Here is a 19,237-nt window from a genome sequence, read left to right as displayed (position 1 = left end):
TGTCTGAATGAGCGCATCGACATTCTCTTCGAGCCCGCATGATGCACGTGCAACCGATACCGGACAGGCCTTGAGCCTGTCCGGCGTAAGCTACCGCCACGCCAGCGGGCAGGTGGCGCTACGTGACGTTGATCTGCAGATTGCCAAAGGCGAGCGAGTCGCGCTTATCGGCCCTTCCGGCGCCGGCAAGACCACCTTGCTCCGCCTGCTCGCTACGCACCTACAGCCGAGCACAGGGGTGGTCGAGCTGCTTGGCTGCCAGCCATGGACCCTGTCAATAGGTGCGCGACAGAAGCTGCGGAGTCGCATCGGCCTGATTCATCAGGCACCACCGCTACCACCCCGTCAGCGTGTCATCACAGCGGTGCTGGCCGGGCGCCTGGGCCAGTGGTCGCTGGGCCGTAGCCTGCTCAGCCTGATCCACCCGCTCGACAAGGACGGAGCGGCCGACGTGCTGGGGAAACTCGACCTGGCAAACAAACTCTTCGAGCGCTGCGATCAGCTCTCCGGCGGTCAATTGCAGCGGGTCGGAATCGCCCGGGCGCTGTACCAGAACCCGACGCTCATGCTGGCGGATGAACCTGTCTCTGCCATGGACCCGGTGCTGGCGGCTTATTCACTGAGCGTACTCAATTGCGAAGCGGCGAACAGCCAAGCGACGCTCGTTGCCAGCCTGCACACGGTCGAGCTGGCATTGGAACACTTTCCTCGGGTGATAGCCGTACGAGATGGGCAGATCCTGTTCGACAAGGCGTCCAGCACAGTGACCTCAAGCGACCTCGATGCGCTCTACGCCAACGACCAACTGGAAGCCTTCACCCCCTTCGAGCCGACACAGGGCCAGAGCCTGAAGATTCCTCGATGCTGAATCCAGCCCCAGCTCAGCATGACCCTGCCGCTCGCTCACGCCTGCTGGTGACAGTGATAGCGCTGGCGCTGCTTTGGCCAGGACTGTCATTGAGCGAGCTGGACCTCGGGGTGCTAATCGATGGCAGCAACGCCGAGACCATGGGCGTCTTCCTTTCCGGCTTCTGGCCTCCAGCGCATGACACTGATTTTTTGCGTCTGTTGGGGCGTGCAACGCTGGAAACCCTTGCCATCGCCACGGCAGGCATGGCGATAGCGCTTGCGTTAGCCGTGCCCTGTGCTCTCTTAGCAACCCGTGCGCTGTCGATTTCCGCGCTTAGTCGCGGTGGCCGGCCCCGCCCTTGGGCTCAAGCCCTTCGCTGGCCCATACGATCCGTGCTGATCGTGCTGCGCAGCGTGCCGGAGATCGTATGGGCGCTGCTCTTCGTGCGGGCCGTGGGCCTCGGTCCGACCGCTGGTGTGCTGGCAATCGCCATCACCTATGCCGGCATGCTCGGCAAGGTTTACGCGGAGATATTCGAGTCGGTCGACCCGCTGCCGACGCGCGCGCTGATCGGCGCTGGTGGGTCAAGGCTGCAAGCCTTTGCCTACGGTGTGCTGCCGCAGGCCACGGGCGAGATGCTGTCCTACACCGTCTATCGTTGGGAATGCGCCATCCGCGCGTCGGTCGTCATGGGTTTCGTTGGCGCGGGAGGCCTGGGACAGCAGATGGATCTGTCCATCCGCATGTTTGCCGGGGGCGAAGTGGCGAGCATGCTCCTGACCTTCCTTCTGCTTGTCCTCATGGCAGATCTTTTCAGCCAGTTGCTACGCCGGAGGTTCGTATGAAGCCTCTTGCGCGCTATGCGCTACCGCTGTTGTTGGCTTTGGCGGTTGTCGCTTCGTTCGCTTATCTACAGCTTGAAGCCAGCGCGCTATTGAGCCGTGAGGGCGCGGCCCAGATGGCGGACTATGCCGCAGCGTTCTTCAGCCCCGACCTGTCGGCACCCCACCTTCGGGCAATCGCTTATGGTTCGCTGGAAACGCTGGCGATGTCTGCCATCGGCACGCTTCTCGCTGCGGCGCTCGGCCTCATGCTTGTGCTGCCAGCCTCCGGCCGCTTCGGGTTAGTTTCCAAGAGTGTTTCGCGACTGCTGCTCAATGCTCTTCGAGCGATCCCCGAACTTGTCTGGGCGGCCCTGATGGTCCTGGCGGCGGGGCTGGGGCCGAACGCCGGCACGCTTGCCCTGGCGCTGCATACGGCCGGCGTGCTTGGCCGCTTGTTCGCCGAAGCGCTGGAAAATACACCGAGCGAGCCAAGCGAGGCGTTGCGACTGGCTGGCAGCGGGCGTGTCGGTGCGTTCTGCTACGGCACCCTTCCGGCACTCTGGCCGCAACTCGTGGCGTATACGCTGTATCGCTGGGAAAACAACATCCGCATGGCCAGTGTGCTCGGCTTCGTGGGCGCGGGCGGCCTGGGGCAGATGCTTTACATGAGTCTCAGCCTGTTCCAGGAAGCCCAGGCGTCAACAATCATCCTGGCCATGCTGGTGATGGTGCTGGTGGTGGATGCGCTCAGTGGCTGGGCGCGGCAGCGCTGGGTTCGCAGCTAGCGGCTGACTTGAATCAGTGCAGGCTGGGCTTGGCTGCCCTTTCCTGAACCAGCACCCACGGCGCGACGACAACAGCCCAGAGCGACGGGTCACGTTCGAGCCAGTCCTGCGCTTCGTCGGCTTCCAGCTTGCCCATATGGCCTTTTGCCAGCCATCGAGATACTGTTTCTCGGTCATCCAGGGCGATGGCTTGAGCCGCTTCGATCAGATCGAAATCACCAGCCACCCGTAACAATGCCCCTCGGGCGAAGAAGGGCTGTAGTTCCGTCCAGGAGATCGCAGCTGTTTCGCCCAGCAACTTGGCATAAAGAGTGCTTGAATCTTCGCTCATGAGGTTCGCCCGGTCTCCAAAAGGCGCAATGATAGCGCTCGGGTAAATCTCATCAACCAGATGGAGTTCCTGACTGTGCAAACAGGTGCTGACGCTTCTACACTGTGCCGGTACAGTTGCCGTACCGTTTGGGGATGATAAGCCCTTAACGACACTGCAGCCCGCAGGATCTAAACAATAACGATGCAAGGGGAGCGGATATGAAGACCAAGCAGCGTCTTTCCAAACTATTCATGGCAATCGCTTTGACGGGTGCAGCGAGCTATACGCTGGCCGCCGAGAACATCAAGATCGGCTTGGCTGGCCCAGTGACGGGGGCTGTCGCGCAGTACGGTGACATGCAATTCATCGGTGCCAAGATGGCCATCGAGCAAATCAACAAGGAAGGCGGCGTCAACGGGCAGCAGCTGGAAGGTGTCGTTTATGACGACGCCTGCGACCCAAAGCAGGCCGTGGCGGTCGCCAACAAGATCGTCAACGATGAAGTCAGTTTCGTGGTTGGCCATCTGTGCTCCAGTTCCACCCAGCCGGCGTCCGACATTTATGAAGACGAAGGCATCCTGATGATCACCGCGGCGTCCACCAGCCCGGACATCACTTCCCGTGGCTACGAGCTGATCTTCCGTACCATCGGTCTGGACAGCCTGCAGGGCCCGACCGCGGGTAACTTCATCGCCGATACCATCAAGCCGAACAACGTCGCCGTAATCCACGACAAGCAGCAGTACGGCGAAGGCATCGCGACCGCAGTCAAGGAAACCCTGGAGAAGAAAGGCGTCAAGGTTGGCCTGTTCGAAGGCATCAACGCGGGTGACAAGGACTTTTCTTCGATGATTTCCAAGCTCAAGCAGGAGAACGTCGATTTCGTCTACTACGGCGGCTACCACCCGGAGCTGGGCCTGCTGCTTCGCCAGGCCAAGGAGAAAGGGCTGAATGTCCGCTTCATGGGCCCTGAAGGCGTAGGCAACAAGGAAATCTCCGCGATTGCCGGCCCGGCTTCCGAAGGCCTGCTGGTTACCCTGCCAAAATCGTTCGATCAGGATCCGCGCAACCAGAAGCTGGTCGACGCATTCAAGGCGAAGAACCAGGACCCGAGCGGCCCGTTCGTGTTCCCGGCCTACGCTGCCGTTCAGGTCATTGCCGAGGGTATCGAGAAAGCCGGCAGCACCGACACCTCCAAGGTGGCCGAAGCGCTGCGCAGCAACACGTTCGATACTCCGACCGGCAACCTCTCGTTCGACGAAAAGGGTGACCTGAAAGATTTCAATTTCGTGGTTTACGAATGGCACCAGGACGGCACCAAGACCGAAGCCAAGTGAACCTATAACCAACCGACCCAAAGCCCACGGCACTCGCCGTGGGCTTTGTTTTAGCTGATCGGAGCCAACCCGGCCACAAGCACGGGACGCCCCAGCAACACCTTCAACCAAGCGAGTGGCCTGCAGCTCTGGCCCGCCTCGACAGGTAGGTGCGTGATCCGCACCGAGCCCATGGCGCCGCATTCTCCATGCAGCGTTCTCGAAGCAGGTCCGCATTGGCAGCGAGCACGGATGCAGGGTGTTCAGGAGAACGTAATGCCTGAGCTTTACCACTACTTCCAACAGCTGATCAACGGCCTGACCGTTGGCAGCACCTACGCCTTGATAGCCATCGGTTACACGATGGTCTACGGCATCATCGGCATGATCAACTTCGCCCACGGCGAGGTGTACATGATCGGCTCGTATGTCACCTTTATTGCCATCGTCGGGCTGACCATGATGGGGCTCGATTCGCTGCCGATCCTGATGATTGGCGCGTTCGCGACAGCCATGATCGTCACCAGTGCCTATGGCTACAGCATTGAACGGGTGGCTTATCGACCGCTACGCGGCAGCAACCGGCTGATCCCGCTGATCTCCGCGATCGGCATGTCGATCTTCCTGCAGAACGTCGTCCTGCTCGCTCAGGACTCCAAGGACAAGGCGATTCCCAACCTGATGCCCGGCAATTTCATCTTTGGTGAAAGCGCTATGAACGGGGTGGTGATCTCCTACATGCAGGTGCTGATCTTCGTCGTGACCATCATCGCCATGATGGGCCTCACGCTGTTCATCTCCCGCTCCCGCCTGGGCCGCGCCTGCCGCGCCTGCGCAGAGGACTTGAAGATGGCCAACCTGCTGGGCATCAACACCAACAGCATCATCGCCCTGACCTTCGTCATCGGCGCTGCGCTGGCAGCCGTTGCGGCCGTTCTGATCAGCATGCAATACGGGGTAATCAACCCGCACATCGGCTTCCTGGCCGGAATCAAGGCATTTACCGCCGCGGTGCTCGGCGGTATCGGCAGCATCCCGGGCGCCATGCTCGGCGGTTTGGTACTCGGTGTGGCCGAAGCCTTCGGTGCCGATATTTTCGGCGATCAGTACAAGGACGTGGTCGCGTTCAGCCTGCTGGTACTGGTGCTGCTTTTCCGTCCGACTGGCATTCTTGGTCGCCCGGAGGTTGAAAAGGTATGACTCGCAATCTGCGCTACGCCTTTTTCAGCGCGTTGCTGGTATTCGCCCTCGCGGTACCGGTGTTCGGCCTGAAGCTCACCACCGTCGGCATTCGCCTCGAAGTTCATGGCAGCGACGCAACGACGTTCTGGATCATTGCGGCCTGTGCCGTGGCCATGTTCTTCTGGCAGTTGTTCCGTCACCACGCAGCCGCCGGCTGGGCAGCAACCCCCAGCCTGCCAAGAGTACCGGCCGGAGCGGGAAACTTTCTGACCCTGCCGTCGACCCAGCGCTACATCATCATCGGGCTGATCGTGCTGGCGCTGGTGTGGCCGTTCTTCGGTTCACGCGGCGCGGTGGATATCGCCACGCTGATCCTGATCTACGTGATGCTCGGCCTCGGCCTGAACATCGTGGTCGGCCTGGCTGGCTTGCTGGATCTTGGTTACGTCGGTTTCTACGCCGTTGGCGCCTATACCTATGCCCTGCTCTCGCACTACTACGGGATCGGGTTCTGGGTAGCGTTGCCGATTGCCGGAGCCATGGCCGCACTGTTCGGATTCCTTCTCGGCTTCCCGGTGCTGCGCCTGCGCGGGGATTACCTGGCGATCGTGACCCTGGGCTTCGGTGAGATCATCCGCTTGTTGTTGCGCAACATGACCGATATCACCGGCGGCCCCAACGGCATCAGCGGGATCGACAAGCCAACGCTGTTCGGCCTTTCGTTCGACCGTCGCGCCGCTGAAGGCATGCAGACCTTTCACGAGTTCTTTGGGCTGGATTACAACTCCATCAACAAGGTGATCTTCCTCTACCTGATCGCCGTGCTGCTGGTTCTGCTCACCCTGCTCGTGATCAACCGACTGCTGCGTATGCCCATCGGCCGCGCCTGGGAAGCCCTGCGCGAAGACGAAATCGCCTGCCGCGCACTGGGCATGAACCCCACCGTGATCAAGCTTTCCGCGTTTACCCTCGGTGCGGCATTCGCGGGCTTCGCCGGGAGCTTCTTCGCGGCTCGCCAAGGACTGGTATCACCCGAATCGTTCACTTTCATCGAATCGGCCATCATCCTCGCCATCGTGGTACTAGGCGGTATGGGCTCGCAGCTGGGGGTGATTCTTGCCGCCATCGTGATGATCCTCCTGCCTGAACTGATGCGTGAGTTCAGCGAGTACCGCATGCTGATGTTCGGCGCCTTGATGGTGCTGATGATGATCTGGCGTCCGCAAGGGCTGCTGCCCATGCAACGCCCACACCTGGAGCTGAAGCGATGAGCCGCCCGATTCTCGAAGTAAGCGGCCTGACCATGCGCTTCGGCGGCCTCTTGGCCGTCAACGGGGTAGGCCTGACCGTACATGAAAAGCAGGTGGTCTCGATGATCGGCCCCAATGGCGCCGGCAAGACCACCGTATTCAACTGCCTGACCGGCTTCTACCAACCAACCGACGGCAAGATCCTGCTCGACGGCGAAGCGATCCAGGGCTTGCCTGGCCATAAGATCGCCCGCAAGGGAGTCGTTCGGACGTTCCAGAACGTCCGCCTGTTCAAGGACATGACCGCAGTGGAGAACCTGCTGGTTGCCCAGCACCGGCATCTGAACACCAACTTCCTGTCCGGCCTGTTGAAGACCAAGGCGTTTCGCAAAAGCGAACACGAGGCGATGGATTTTGCCGCGCACTGGCTCGATCAGGTCAACCTGACCGATATCGCCAACCGCCCTGCCGGCACCCTCGCTTATGGCCAGCAGCGCCGTCTGGAGATCGCCCGATGCATGATGACGCGCCCGCGCATCCTCATGCTCGACGAGCCGGCAGCGGGCCTGAACCCGAAGGAAACCGAGGACCTGAAAGCGCTGATTGGCATGCTGCGCGACCAGCACAACGTGACGGTGTTGCTGATCGAACACGACATGAAGTTGGTCATGAGCATTTCCGACCACATCGTCGTGATCAACCAGGGCTGTCCCCTGGCAGACGGCACGCCGGAGCAGATACGTGATAATCCGGACGTGATCAAAGCCTATCTGGGAGAGGCGTAACCATGCTGTATTTCGAAAACGTCTCGACCTTTTACGGCAAGATCCAGGCGCTGCATAACGTCAACGTCGAGGTCCGCAAGGGCGAAATCGTCACGCTCATCGGTGCCAACGGGGCCGGCAAGTCGACGCTGCTGATGACCCTGTGCGGCACGCCGATGGCGTCCGAAGGCAGCATCCGCTTCGAGGGTGAGGAGCTGGTCGGCAAGCAGACCTGCGACATCATGCGCAAGGACATCGCTGTCGTACCTGAAGGACGGCGCATCTTTGCCCGCCTGACGGTCGAGGAAAATCTGGCCATGGGTGGGTTCTTCACCAACAAGGCGGACTTCCAGGAGCAACTGGACAAGGTGCTGCTGCTTTTCCCGCGTTTGAAAGAGCGGTTTCATCAGCGCGGCGGCACCATGTCCGGTGGTGAACAGCAGATGCTCGCCATCGCCCGCGCCCTGATGAGCAAACCCAAGTTGCTGCTGCTCGACGAGCCGTCGCTGGGCCTTGCGCCGATCATCATTCAGCAGATCTTCGACATCATCGAGCAGCTGCGCAGGGACGGCGTGACCGTTTTTCTGGTCGAGCAGAACGCCAATCAGGCGCTCAAGCTCGCGGATCGAGCCTACGTGCTTGAAAACGGCCACATCGTCATGCAAGGCAGCGGTGCAGAGCTGCTGGTCAACCCGAAAGTCCGCGACGCGTACCTCGGAGGCTGACCAACTGTAGTTGAGCCATACCCTGTCCTAGTAGGAGCGAGCCTGCTCGCGAAACGAGCTTCGCAACTAGCTTCGCCAGCAAGCTGGCTCCTACGAAAGACGTGGCCACCATGAGGCCTCAACCTAAATCCGGTGACAATTCCCCTGCGTACCGTTATGGTGCGTCCCGCATGCGTGCAATCCGCACATGCTCCTGGATCAGCAGACAGGGCATAACTGAGCTGGCTCATTTCTGAACTCAACTCAGGAGAAGCCGGCCATGACTGCCAGCCGTATCTGGATCAAGAACCCCCTCGCCCTCTTTACCGCCAACGATCAGAAAGCCCCAGGCGGGCTGGTGATCGAGCAAGGCGTGATCGTCGAAATGCTCGACGCCGGGCAATCGCCATCGACGCCTGTCGACAGTACCTTCGAGGCCCGTGAACACGTTGTGCTGCCGGGCCTGATCAACACACATCACCATTTCTACCAAACCCTCACGCGCGCTTGGGGTCCCGTCGTCAATCAGCCCCTGTTCCCCTGGTTGATGACGCTGTACCCGGTCTGGGCGCGCCTGACGCCGGATCGCCTGGCTCTCGCCAGCAAGGTTGCGCTCGCCGAACTGCTGCTTTCTGGCTGCACCACCGCCGCGGACCACCATTACCTGTTTCCCGATGGATTGGAAAACGCCATCGACGTGCAAATCGACGTCGTGCGCGAACTGGGGATGCGCGCCATGTTGACCCGCGGCTCCATGAGCCTCGGCGAAGCCGATGGCGGGCTTCCGCCACAACACACCGTGCAGACGGCCGAGGCGATCCATGAGGACAGCGAGCGGCTGATCGGCCGCTACCACGAGCGAGGCGCCGGCGCGCAGATTCAGATCGGCCTCGCGCCCTGCTCACCGTTTTCGGTGACACCGGAGATCATGCGCGCCAGCGCGGCGCTGGCCGAACACCACGACGTTCGCCTGCACACGCACCTGGCCGAGACCCTGGACGAAGAACAGTTCTGCATTCAGCGCTTCGGCCTGCGCACCGTGGACTATCTGGACAGCGTCGGCTGGCTGTCAGAGCGCACCTGGTTGGCGCACGGCATCCACTTCAACGAGGACGAAATCGCACGGCTCGGCGCAGCCGGTACCGGGATCTGTCACTGCCCATGCTCGAACATGCGCCTGGCCTCGGGCATCTGCCCGACCGTCGCGCTGGAAGCGGCCGGAGCGCCCATTGGCCTTGGCGTTGATGGATCAGCTTCTAACGATGCCTCCAACATGATCCTCGAAGCCCGACAGGCACTGTTTATCCAGCGCCTGCGCTACGGCGCCGAGCAGATCACGCCGGAACGAGCGCTGGGTTGGGCAACGCGCGGTTCGGCGCGGCTACTCGGCCGTAACGATGTCGGTGAACTGGCGGTCGGCAAGCAGGCCGATCTCGCCATGTTCAAGCTCGACGATTTGCGTTTCTCTGGTAGCCATGACCCGATCTCGGCTCTGCTGCTATGCGGCGCCGACCGTGCTGACCGGGTGATGATCGGCGGGCAGTGGCGAGTGGTCGACGGCCAGATCGAAGGTCTCGACGTGGCCGGACTGATCGCCAACCACAGCCAGGCTGCACGCGAGCTGGTTGCGGGCTAAGTACTACGACCCCTCCATGAGCGGGGCTCTCTGACGGGGCGCCTCGGGCCGTACGAACATTCAACACGACCCGAGCGCCGCCCTTACCCGGCATACACAGCAGATGTTTGCTCATCGATGCCGCTCCGGACACAGCGCCTGTCGAGACGAGCAGCAATCCAGACCTGACTGGACCACACTCCATACATCAACAGCCCAGCCAAGACGGCATGTCCTTTGCTGCGATACAGACATACGTCGGCGCGACTGACTTTTGAGTCAGGAATTAGTTGACCCGCAAGTCAGATAAGGCTAATTTCCACGCCCAGAGCCCAGAACAAAAAAGCCCCGGAGGCCCTCCTTGATCCAGTTCCTACTCAATCGAGAACTGCACCGTGAGCAGACACTCGATCCGAATACCACCGTGCTGGAATACCTGCGTGAATATCGCGGCAAATCCGGCACCAAAGAAGGCTGCGCTTCCGGCGACTGTGGCGCCTGCACCGTCGTGGTTGGCGAGCTGGACGGTGAGCGCCTGCGCTACCGCACCCTTAACTCCTGCCTGACCTTCGTCTCCGCATTGCACGGTAAACAGCTGATCACGGTGGAAGATCTCAAACATCAGGGTCAGTTGCACAGCGTCCAGCAAGCCATGGTTGACTGCCACGGCTCGCAGTGCGGTTTCTGCACGCCGGGCTTCGTCATGAGCCTGTTCGCCCTGCAGAAGTCAGCGGACGGTTACGACAAGGCCGACACCCATGAGGCGCTGGCTGGCAACCTCTGCCGCTGCACCGGCTATCGCCCGATTCTCGATGCCGCCGAGCAGGCTTGCTGCGGCAAACAGCCAGACCAGTTCGATGCGCACGAAGCCGAAACCATCGCTCAACTGAAAGCCATCGAACCACGTGAAACCGCCGAGCTGAACAGTGGCGACAAGCGCTGCCTGTCGCCACTGACCGTAGGCGATTTGGCTGACATCTACAGCGCCAACCCGGACGCTCGCCTACTGGCCGGCGGTACTGACCTCGCGTTGGAAGTCACCCAGTTCCATCGCGAACTGCCAGTGATGATCTATGTCGGCCACATCGCCGACATGAAGAAAATCGAGGTGACCGAAAGCCATATCGAGATTGGCGCGGCCACTCCGCTTACCGATTGTTACGACGTGCTGGCGAAGGAATACCCAGATTTCGGCGAGCTGCTGCACCGCTTCGCCTCTTTGCAGATCCGCAACCAGGGCACGCTTGGCGGCAACATCGGCAACGCTTCGCCTATCGGCGATTCGCCGCCGTTGCTGATCGCGCTGGACGCCCAGGTGGTGCTGCGCAAAGGCAATAACAGCCGCACCCTGCTGCTGCAGGATTACTTCATCGACTACAAGGTCACCGCTCGCGAACAAGGCGAGTTCATCGAGAAGATACTCGTGCCGCGTGCCAAGCCGAACCGGGTGTTCCGCGCCTATAAGGTGTCCAAGCGTCTGGATGACGACATCTCGGCTGTCTGTGCGGCCTTCGATCTGAAGTTTGAGAATGGGCTGATCGATGATGCTCGCGTCGCCTTCGGCGGCATGGCGGCCATTCCGAAGCGGGCCGTGGCCTGCGAGCGCGCGCTGATCGGCGCGCCCTTCAATGCCAACACCATCGAGCGGGCCTGTGAAGCGTTGGCGAATGACTTCACGCCGCTTACGGACTTCCGGGCCAGCCGCGAATACCGCCTGCTGGTCGCACAGAACCTGCTGCGCAAATGCTTCCACGAACAACAAGCGCCGGCGTACGAAACGAGGGTCACTTCCTATGCATAAGCCAACAAAAAGTCAGGAAGAAATCGCCAGCCTGTTCAAACAGGACCTGGTTACAGGCGTCGGCCGCAGCGTCAAGCACGACAGCGCGCCCAAGCACGTGACTGGCGAGGCGGTGTATGTCGACGACCGCCTGGAGTTCCCCAATCAGCTGCACGTCTATGCACGCATGAGCGACCGCGCCCACGCTCGCATCGTCAGCATCGATACCAGCCCCTGCTATAAGGTGCCCGGCGTCGCCATCGCCATCACCGCCAAGGACGTGCCTGGCCAGCTGGACATCGGTGCTGTCATGCCCGGTGATCCGCTATTGGCTGACGACAAGGTCGAATATGTCGGCCAGCCGGTGATCGCCGTTGCAGCCGACTGCCTGGAAACTGCACGCAAGGCAGCGATGGCCGCGATCATCGAATACGAAGATCTGGAACCGGTAATCGATGTGGTCGATGCGCTGCGCAAGAAGCATTTCGTGCTCGACAGCCACACCCACAAGCGCGGTGATTCGGCCGGTGCGCTGGCCACCGCGCCGCGCCGACTCCAAGGCAGCCTGCACATCGGCGGGCAGGAACACTTCTACCTGGAAACCCAGGTGTCATCGGTAATGCCGACCGAAGACGGCGGGATGATCGTCTACACCTCGACGCAGAACCCCACCGAAGTGCAGAAGCTGGTGGCCGAGGTGCTTGGCGTCTCGATGAACAAAATCGTCATCGACATGCGTCGCATGGGCGGCGGTTTCGGTGGCAAGGAAACCCAGGCCGCAGGGCCTGCGTGCATGTGCGCGGTCATCGCTCACCTCACCGGCCGTCCGACCAAGATGCGTCTGCCGCGCATGGAAGACATGACCATGACCGGTAAGCGTCACCCCTTCTATGTCGAGTACGACGTCGGCTTCGATGACGACGGCCTGCTGCATGGCATCGAAATCGACCTGGCGGGCAACTGCGGCTACTCACCAGACCTTTCCGGCTCCATTGTCGACCGCGCGATGTTCCACTCCGACAACGCCTATTACCTGGGCGACGCCACCATCAACGGTCATCGCTGCAAGACCAACCTGGCCTCGAACACCGCTTATCGTGGCTTTGGCGGCCCCCAGGGTATGGTCGCCATCGAAGAGATCATGGACACGGTGGCCCGTGAGCTGGGCAAGGACCCGCTGGACGTTCGCAAGCGCAACTACTACGGCAAGACCGAGCGCAACGTGACGCCCTACTACCAGACCGTCGAGCACAACATGCTCGAGGAGATGACCGCCGAGCTCGAAGCCAGCAGCGACTATGCGAAGCGCCGCGAAGACATCCGCGCGTTTAACGCCAAGAGCCCGATCCTGAAAAAGGGCCTGGCACTGACGCCGGTGAAGTTCGGCATCAGCTTTACCGCCAGCTTTCTCAACCAGGGTGGCGCGCTGGTGCATGTCTACACCGACGGCAGCATCCACCTGAACCACGGCGGCACCGAGATGGGCCAGGGCCTGAACACCAAGGTCGCCCAGGTGGTCGCCGAAGTGTTCCAGGTCGATATCGATCGCATCCAGATCACCGCGACCAACACCGACAAGGTGCCGAACACATCGCCTACCGCAGCGTCCAGCGGTACCGATCTCAACGGCAAGGCGGCGCAGAACGCCGCGCAGACCATCAAGCAGCGCCTGATCGAGTTCGCCGCCCGGCATTACCAGGTGACCGAAGAGGATGTGGAATTCAAGAACGGTCAGGTACGCATTCGCGACGAATACGTCTCTTTCGACGAGCTGATCCAGCAGGCTTATTTCGGGCAGGTCTCGCTATCGTCCACCGGCTTCTACCGTACACCGAAGATCTACTACGACCGCAGCCTGGCGCGCGGCCGACCGTTCTACTACTACGCCTATGGAGCAGCCTGCTCCGAGGTGATCGTCGACACCCTGACCGGCGAATACAAGATGCTGCGCAGCGACATCCTGCATGACGTCGGCGCCTCGCTGAACCCGGCCATCGACATTGGCCAGGTGGAAGGTGGCTTCGTTCAGGGCATGGGCTGGTTGACCATGGAAGAATTGGTGTGGAACGACAAGGGCAAGCTGATGACCAGCGGTCCGGCCAGCTACAAGGTGCCAGCCGTGGCGGACATGCCCCTGGATTTGCGGGTCAAGCTGGTGGAGAACCGCAAGAACCCGGAGGACACGGTGTTTCACTCCAAGGCCGTCGGCGAACCACCGTTCATGCTCGGCATCTCGGTCTGGTGTGCAATCAAGGATGCCGTGGCGAGCCTGGCTGACTACAAGGCACAACCGAAGATCGACGCGCCAGCAACGCCCGAAAGAGTGCTGTGGGGCGTAGAGCAGATGCGCAAGTTGAAGCAACAGGCGGTGTCCCTACCGGAGCCCGCCGTGGAAACCGCCCACTGACCCGTAGGGTGGACAACGCTCCGCTTGTCCACCACGGCCGCAACACGAATGTTACGGTGGAAAACGCTTCGCGGTTTTCCGCCCTACGAAGGACCAAGCCATGAGCAACCTGTCCTGGATCGAAGCACTCGCCGACCTGCAACAACAAGGCGAACCCTGTGTGTTGGTGACCATCATCGAGGAGCGCGGCTCGACGCCGCGCAATGCCGGCTCGAAGATGGTGGTCAGCCGCGAGCGCTTGTACGACACCATCGGCGGCGGCCATCTGGAATACAAGGCACAGCAGATCGCCCGCGACATGCTGGAGAGCCGTAGCCGTGAAACCCGTCTGGAGCGCTTTTCCCTGGGCGCGAGCCTCGGCCAGTGCTGCGGCGGCGCCACGGTGTTGCTGTTCGAGCCCATGGGCCAGCCGCAGGCGCATATCGCTGTCTTCGGTGCCGGCCACGTCGGCCGCGCACTGGTGCCGTTGCTCGCCAGCCTGCCGTGCAAGGTGCGTTGGATCGACTCGCGGGAAGGCGAATTCCCGGCACAGATCCCGGCGGGGGTGCAGAAAGTGGTCAATGACGAGGTGGTCGATGAAGTGGCCCAGATGCCTGCGGGCAGTTATTTCATCGTCATGACCCACAACCACCAGCTCGATCTGGAGCTGACGGCTGCCATCCTCGAACGTAACGACTTCACCTACTACGGGCTGATCGGTTCGAAGAGCAAACGCGCCAAGTTTGAACACCGCCTGCGTGATCGAGGCTTCCAGCCCGACACCGTCCAGCGCATGCGCTGCCCGATGGGCATTGCCGAGGTGAAAGGGAAATTGCCGGTGGAGATCGCCGTCTCCATTGCCGGAGAAGTGATCGCCACCTACAACGCGCATTTCGGTGAAAAAACCACAGACACGGATAAGCCGGTGCCGATGCTCGTTCCGGCGTCACGGCGATCGCAGCCGGGCTGAGCCGCCTCAAGGCAAAACGCATCTAGCGAAGGGGTCGCCAGCAAGCTGGCGCCCAGCAATAGAACCCAAGCCTTCGGGATCAGAGCTTGATGCCGGGCGGATCACACATTCATCACGATCTTTGAGAACAATCATGTCTAGCACCAAAGCCTACCGTGCCGCCCTGCTCCACTGCCTCGCCGACCCACGGGAAGTGGGTATAGAGCAGTCCCACGAGTATTTCGAAGACGGGCTGCTGGTTGTCGAGGATGGAAAGATTGCCCAGATCGGCAATGCGGCTGACCTGCTCCCGACCCTTAGAGCCGGCACTCAGGTTGTGGATTACCCGGACGCACTGATTACGCCCGGCTTCATCGACACCCACATCCATTACCCGCAAGTCGGCGTCATCGGCTCCTATGGCGCGCAACTGTTGGACTGGCTGGAAACCTACACCTTTCCCAACGAGGGTCGCTTCAGCGACATGGCTCACGCCCGCGAGCAGGCCGAGCTGTTCCTCGGCGAGCTGCTGCGAAACGGCACCACTACCGCGCTGGTGTTCGGCACCGTGCACAAGCAGTCCGTGGACGCCTTCTTCGAAGCGGCTGAAAAGCTCAATCTGCGCATGATCGCCGGCAAGGTGCTGATGGATCGCAATGCGCCGGACTTCTTAACCGACACGGCCGAGTCCGGCTATGCCGACAGTAAGGAGCTGATCGAGCGCTGGCACGGTAAGGGACGCCTGCATTACGCCGTCACACCGCGCTTTGCACCGACCAGCACGCCTGAGCAACTGACCCTGGCCGGCAAGCTGTTCGCCGAATTCCCAGACCTTTACATGCACACCCACATTTCTGAAAACAAGCAGGAGGTGGAGTGGGTCAAGTCGCTGTTTCCCGAGCGCAGCGGTTACCTAGACGTCTACGACCACCACGGCCTGATCGGCGCGCGCTCAGTCTTCGCCCATGGCATCCATCTGTGTGACGAGGAGTGCAAGCGTCTGGGAGAGACCGGTTCGGCGGTCGCCTTCTGTCCTACATCCAATCTGTTTCTCGGCAGCGGGCTTTTCGATCTGGCGAAAGTAGAAGGCTATGGCGTGCGCGTGGGACTGGGTACGGACGTCGGGGGCGGCACCAGCTTTTCCCAACTGCAAAGCCTCAATGAGGCCTACAAGGTGCTGCAGCTACAAGGGCAGAAACTCGACGCGTTCAAGGCCTTGTATCTCGCAACCCTTGGAGGCGCGCGGGCGCTTTATCTGGAGGACAAGATCGGCAATCTCCAACCGGGCAAGGACGCCGACTTCGTTGTGCTCGACTACAAAGCCACACCGCTCATTGATTACCGCTTGAGCCAGGCCACCACGCTGCAGGAAAAACTCTTCGCCCTGATGATTCTGGGCGACGACCGTGCGGTAAAGGAAACTTACGCCGCCGGGGTTTCAGTGCACCGCAAGATGGGCTGAACAGCGGATCCCGAACGTAAACATCAACATCGTTTCCACGTTCGATTAGTGCGTGGATCGGTGAAGCGTGATCCACCCTACGGCTCGAGTCAGAAGCGCCGCTCGTAGGGTGGATGTCGCTTTTTTTGCACAGGACCCGGGCCCCGAAGGCCGCCCTGTTTGAATGACGAGTTCAGCGTTGAGCGACACGGGCGGCCCAGTCACCAAACGCTCCGAGCCGATTGTGCGAGAGGGATCAGCAGCCGCTACGGTTTTTTTTCTTCGCCAAGGTCAGATGTGAGAAAACGGCGTGCAGATCATCGGACGCGCTGTCTTCATCGAGGTTGAGCTTGCTGTCGATGTGATCCATGTGATGCATCATCAGGCGCACCGCCTTGTCGTTGTCCCGCGCAGCAATAGCATCGATCAACTCGTTGTGCTCATCGAACGAGCAATGCGAGCGATTGCCACTTTCGTACTGCGCAATGATCAGCGAGGTCTGTGATACGAGGCTGCGCTGGAAGCTGACCAGCGGCGCATTCTTTGCGGCTTCGGCCAGCTTCAAATGAAACTCTCCGGAAAGACGAATCCCGGCCCCGCGATCGCCTCGGGCGAAACAATCCTGCTCGTTGGTCACCATCTGCCGCAGCTCGCCCAGCTGTTCGGTGGTGGCGTGTTGTACAGCGAGCTCCGTGATGGCGCGCTCGACGAGCCGGCGGGCAAAAAAGATTTGTCGCGCCTCTTCCACGCTCGGGCTGGCAACGACAGCGCCACGGTTGGGGCGCAGCAACACGACGCCTTCATGGGCGAGCCGTGACAGGGCTCGACGAATAATGGTGCGGCTCACGCCGAATATCTCACCCAACGCCTCTTCGCTGAGCTTGGTGCCCGGCGCCAGTCGCTGTTCGAGAATTGCATCAAAGATATGGGCGTAAACGATGTCGTCCTGGGTCCCGGTACGGGCATTGCCGCTTCGCGTCGGCTTCTTGAGAGGCTGCAACTGTTCGTTCATGGTGACTCGAGTCGGAAATGTCGGCAGACCGAACTTTACTGCCTTTCGGGCCCCAACTGGCAGTGGCTGAGGGCGAAACAGCGAAATAAGTCGAGATTAATTGTGCACAATCAAGAGCATAGTTCACACCAGAACAGTGTGCGCTTCGTTTTTTGAGCCCGATGACCACTGCACCTTATTCGCCTGGCCTCCTGTTAACCACCTGAAACGCTGCAAATCGTGTTGCATTTTTTGTATACAAAAGCATAATCGCGGCAAGCCTTCCTGACCTTTCGGTCAAAAAAAACCGAACAGGACGAGCCCTCACCATCACCTGCCCTCAAGAGCACCGCTCTGGGTGATAAGAAAACAAGAACGATGAGGAACACCTTGTGGAAAGCACCAAGCAGGAACAGCCGGCCCTCGGCCTGCAGCCGAAAAACCCCGGCTTGCTCGACCGATTCTTCAAACTCAGCGCCCACCGAACCACAGTCAAAACAGAACTGCTGGCTGGCCTGACAACCTTTGTCACCATGGCCTACATCATCTTCGTCAACCCCAACATCATGGCTGATGCAGGCATTGACCACGGCGCAGCGTTTGTCGCGACCTGTATCGGTGCGGCGCTCGGCTGTCTGCTGATGGGCCTGTATGCCAACTGGCCGGTAGGCCTGGCACCTGGCATGGGCCTGAACGCCTTCTTCACCTATACCGTTGTCGGCGAGATGGGTTACAGCTGGCAGATCGCATTGGGCGCAGTGTTTCTATCGGGCATCCTGTTCATGATCATGAGCCTGTCCCGCCTGCGCGAGTGGCTTCTCAACAGCATCCCAATGAGTTTGCGATTCGCCATGGGTGCCGGGGTCGGGTTATTCCTTGGTTTGATCGGGTTAAAAACCGCAGGCATCGTGGTCGACAGCCCGGCCACATTACTGACCATGGGCTCGTTCGGGGACCCCACTGCCCTGCTGGCTGCGGTGTGCTTTCTGATGATCGCGGTACTCAGCCACCGCAACGTTTTCGGCGCGATCCTGCTGAGCATGCTGGTGGTGACCGGTATCGGCTGGGCGATGGGCCTGGTTGAGTACAACGGTCTGGTCTCGATGCCGCCCAGCCTGGCGCCGACCTGGCTGGCGATGGATATCGCCGGCGCGCTGAACGTCGCCATGGTCAGCGTGGTTCTGGCGTTTCTCTTCGTGAACATGTTCGACACTGCAGGCACCCTGATGGGCGTTGCGCACCGCGCCAATCTGGTAGACGACGACGGCAAGATCCAGAACCTCTCCCGTGCACTGAAGGCTGACAGCACCTCCAGCGTCGCTGGCGCCCTGGTTGGCTGTCCGCCAGTTACCAGTTACGTCGAAAGTGCCTCGGGTGTTGCCGCCGGTGGCCGCACCGGGCTCACTGCAGTCACGGTCGGCGCGCTCTTTCTGATCGCGATGTTCTTCGCACCTTTGGCCGGCATGATCCCAGCCTATGCGACCGCCGGCGCGCTGATCTATGTCGCCATGCTGATGATGAGCGGCATGGCGCATATCGACTGGAAGGACCACACCGACACCATCCCGGCGATCGTCACCGTGGTGATGATGCCGCTGACCTTCTCCATCGCCAACGGCATCGCCCTGGGCTTCCTGACCTACGCGACGCTGAAGCTGTTGACCGGACAGCGCGACAAGGTGTCGATCAGCCTTTATGTGCTGTGTGTGATCTTCATCGCCAAGTTCGCCTTCCTGTAAACCAGAAAAATCGAAGGCCCCTCCGTTACGGCGGTGGGGCCTTCGACTTTTCAGCGATGCGGAGTGGGATTGGAAACGCCTCGATATCGCGTGGGTAACGACCCTATCAGGAAGCGGCAAGATAAGTCGGGGTGAGACCCGAGCGCTAGGTGCCAGCGGAGCGCTCGTGGTCAGTTTCCCAGAGCTGGTCGCCCCTCATATTGCGGTGCTCGTCATAGCCTGACCTGAGCGGTACTGGCTTCACAGCAGGCTGGCCGACAAATCGGAAGCCCACGGCGCAGTGCACGATCGGCGCTCTGGCAAAAGAGCGAATCAGGTTTAATTGAATAATCGCTGTACTGTTCCAGT

At 60.7% G+C, this 19,237-nt stretch carries 16 protein-coding genes; 14 read left to right on the top strand and 2 right to left on the bottom strand.

Features of this window, described 5'->3' with window-relative positions:
• Positions 1-7: 7 nt before the first annotated feature.
• From JQR87_RS05390 to phnE, 3 genes are read left to right on the top strand one after another with little or no spacing between them, the layout of a single operon-like run.
• Positions 8-868 (top strand): phosphonate ABC transporter ATP-binding protein, encoded by an 861-nt coding sequence (locus tag JQR87_RS05390; protein WP_407291859.1) that lies wholly within the window; start codon positions 8-10, stop codon positions 866-868.
• Positions 862-1,695 carry a PhnE/PtxC family ABC transporter permease gene (locus tag JQR87_RS05385; RefSeq protein WP_407291861.1) on the top strand — a complete coding sequence of 278 codons (834 nt, stop codon included), beginning with the start codon at positions 862-864 and terminating at the stop codon, positions 1,693-1,695. Before JQR87_RS05390 ends, JQR87_RS05385 begins: the two co-directional genes overlap by 7 nt.
• A complete protein-coding gene (gene phnE / locus JQR87_RS05380) occupies positions 1,692-2,459 on the top strand; it encodes a phosphonate ABC transporter, permease protein PhnE (protein ID WP_407291864.1) in 768 nt (255 codons plus the stop codon). The genes JQR87_RS05385 and phnE overlap by 4 nt, the downstream gene beginning before the upstream one ends.
• A 13-nt stretch (positions 2,460-2,472) precedes the next feature.
• Here phnE and JQR87_RS05375 read toward each other — a convergent pair whose 3' ends face one another.
• A complete protein-coding gene (locus tag JQR87_RS05375) occupies positions 2,473-2,790 on the bottom strand; it encodes a DUF2288 domain-containing protein (protein ID WP_407291865.1) in 318 nt (105 codons plus the stop codon).
• Between the two features lie 200 nt (positions 2,791-2,990).
• Here JQR87_RS05375 and JQR87_RS05370 point away from each other — a divergent pair, with 200 nt between their 5' ends.
• From JQR87_RS05370 to guaD, 10 genes are all read left to right on the top strand, one after another.
• On the top strand, positions 2,991-4,109 hold the full coding sequence (locus JQR87_RS05370) for a branched-chain amino acid ABC transporter substrate-binding protein (protein WP_407291868.1): 1,119 nt from the start codon (positions 2,991-2,993) through the stop codon (positions 4,107-4,109).
• A gap of 255 nt (positions 4,110-4,364) precedes the next feature.
• Positions 4,365-5,288 (top strand): high-affinity branched-chain amino acid ABC transporter permease LivH, encoded by a 924-nt coding sequence (gene livH, locus JQR87_RS05365; protein WP_407291870.1) that lies wholly within the window; start codon positions 4,365-4,367, stop codon positions 5,286-5,288.
• Positions 5,285-6,541, top strand: a complete 1,257-nt coding sequence (locus JQR87_RS05360) for a high-affinity branched-chain amino acid ABC transporter permease LivM (RefSeq protein ID WP_407291872.1) — start codon at positions 5,285-5,287, stop codon at positions 6,539-6,541. Before livH ends, JQR87_RS05360 begins: the two co-directional genes overlap by 4 nt.
• Entirely contained in the window at positions 6,538-7,305 is a 768-nt protein-coding gene (gene livG / locus JQR87_RS05355; protein WP_407291873.1) for a high-affinity branched-chain amino acid ABC transporter ATP-binding protein LivG, read from the top strand. The genes JQR87_RS05360 and livG overlap by 4 nt, the downstream gene beginning before the upstream one ends.
• A 2-nt stretch (positions 7,306-7,307) precedes the next feature.
• Positions 7,308-8,009 carry an ABC transporter ATP-binding protein gene (locus tag JQR87_RS05350; protein ID WP_407291874.1) on the top strand — a complete coding sequence of 234 codons (702 nt, stop codon included), beginning with the start codon at positions 7,308-7,310 and terminating at the stop codon, positions 8,007-8,009.
• Positions 8,010-8,268: 259 nt separating this feature from the next.
• A complete protein-coding gene (locus JQR87_RS05345) occupies positions 8,269-9,624 on the top strand; it encodes an 8-oxoguanine deaminase (protein WP_407291876.1) in 1,356 nt (451 codons plus the stop codon).
• A 340-nt stretch (positions 9,625-9,964) separates the two neighbouring features.
• Positions 9,965-11,404 (top strand): xanthine dehydrogenase small subunit, encoded by a 1,440-nt coding sequence (gene xdhA, locus JQR87_RS05340; RefSeq protein WP_407291878.1) that lies wholly within the window; start codon positions 9,965-9,967, stop codon positions 11,402-11,404.
• The gene (gene xdhB, locus JQR87_RS05335; RefSeq protein WP_407291881.1) at positions 11,397-13,790 is read left to right on the top strand and encodes a xanthine dehydrogenase molybdopterin binding subunit; all 2,394 of its coding nucleotides are present in this window, start codon (positions 11,397-11,399) and stop codon (positions 13,788-13,790) included. Before xdhA ends, xdhB begins: the two co-directional genes overlap by 8 nt.
• 100 nt (positions 13,791-13,890) lie before the next feature.
• Positions 13,891-14,739: a xanthine dehydrogenase accessory protein XdhC gene (xdhC, locus tag JQR87_RS05330; protein ID WP_407291884.1), complete on the top strand. Its 849-nt coding sequence runs from the start codon at positions 13,891-13,893 to the stop codon at positions 14,737-14,739.
• 133 nt (positions 14,740-14,872) lie between these two features.
• Positions 14,873-16,180 (top strand): guanine deaminase, encoded by a 1,308-nt coding sequence (guaD, locus tag JQR87_RS05325; RefSeq protein ID WP_407291886.1) that lies wholly within the window; start codon positions 14,873-14,875, stop codon positions 16,178-16,180.
• 235 nt (positions 16,181-16,415) lie between these two features.
• Here the strand turns inward: guaD and JQR87_RS05320 are convergent, their stop codons facing one another.
• Entirely contained in the window at positions 16,416-17,171 is a 756-nt protein-coding gene (locus JQR87_RS05320; protein WP_407291888.1) for a GntR family transcriptional regulator, read from the bottom strand.
• 371 nt (positions 17,172-17,542) lie between these two features.
• Between JQR87_RS05320 and JQR87_RS05315 the strand changes: the two genes are divergently transcribed.
• The gene (locus JQR87_RS05315; RefSeq protein WP_407291891.1) at positions 17,543-18,889 is read left to right on the top strand and encodes an NCS2 family permease; all 1,347 of its coding nucleotides are present in this window, start codon (positions 17,543-17,545) and stop codon (positions 18,887-18,889) included.
• Positions 18,890-19,237 lie beyond the last annotated feature (348 nt).

It is taken from the genome of Stutzerimonas stutzeri, from assembly GCF_051028275.1.
Classification (GTDB): Bacteria; Pseudomonadota; Gammaproteobacteria; order Pseudomonadales; family Pseudomonadaceae; genus Stutzerimonas; species Stutzerimonas stutzeri_AS.
Note: the sequence above shows the minus strand (reverse complement) of the source record. Positions and strands in the feature narration are given on the sequence as shown.

What these genes read in the sequence shown, in the direction of transcription:
- JQR87_RS05320 (WP_407291888.1), bottom strand. Translation starts at nt 17,171, where the DNA reads ATGAACGAACAGTTGCAGCCTCTCAAGAAGCCGACGCGAAGCGGCAAT.
- JQR87_RS05375 (WP_407291865.1), bottom strand. Translation starts at nt 2,790, where the DNA reads ATGAGCGAAGATTCAAGCACTCTTTATGCCAAGTTGCTGGGCGAAACA.
- xdhB (WP_407291881.1), top strand. Translation starts at nt 11,397, where the DNA reads ATGCATAAGCCAACAAAAAGTCAGGAAGAAATCGCCAGCCTGTTCAAA.
- JQR87_RS05345 (WP_407291876.1), top strand. Translation starts at nt 8,269, where the DNA reads ATGACTGCCAGCCGTATCTGGATCAAGAACCCCCTCGCCCTCTTTACC.
- phnE (WP_407291864.1), top strand. Translation starts at nt 1,692, where the DNA reads ATGAAGCCTCTTGCGCGCTATGCGCTACCGCTGTTGTTGGCTTTGGCG.
- livH (WP_407291870.1), top strand. Translation starts at nt 4,365, where the DNA reads ATGCCTGAGCTTTACCACTACTTCCAACAGCTGATCAACGGCCTGACC.
- livG (WP_407291873.1), top strand. Translation starts at nt 6,538, where the DNA reads ATGAGCCGCCCGATTCTCGAAGTAAGCGGCCTGACCATGCGCTTCGGC.
- xdhC (WP_407291884.1), top strand. Translation starts at nt 13,891, where the DNA reads ATGAGCAACCTGTCCTGGATCGAAGCACTCGCCGACCTGCAACAACAA.
- JQR87_RS05370 (WP_407291868.1), top strand. Translation starts at nt 2,991, where the DNA reads ATGAAGACCAAGCAGCGTCTTTCCAAACTATTCATGGCAATCGCTTTG.
- JQR87_RS05385 (WP_407291861.1), top strand. Translation starts at nt 862, where the DNA reads ATGCTGAATCCAGCCCCAGCTCAGCATGACCCTGCCGCTCGCTCACGC.
- guaD (WP_407291886.1), top strand. Translation starts at nt 14,873, where the DNA reads ATGTCTAGCACCAAAGCCTACCGTGCCGCCCTGCTCCACTGCCTCGCC.
- JQR87_RS05350 (WP_407291874.1), top strand. Translation starts at nt 7,308, where the DNA reads ATGCTGTATTTCGAAAACGTCTCGACCTTTTACGGCAAGATCCAGGCG.
- JQR87_RS05390 (WP_407291859.1), top strand. Translation starts at nt 8, where the DNA reads ATGAGCGCATCGACATTCTCTTCGAGCCCGCATGATGCACGTGCAACC.
- JQR87_RS05360 (WP_407291872.1), top strand. Translation starts at nt 5,285, where the DNA reads ATGACTCGCAATCTGCGCTACGCCTTTTTCAGCGCGTTGCTGGTATTC.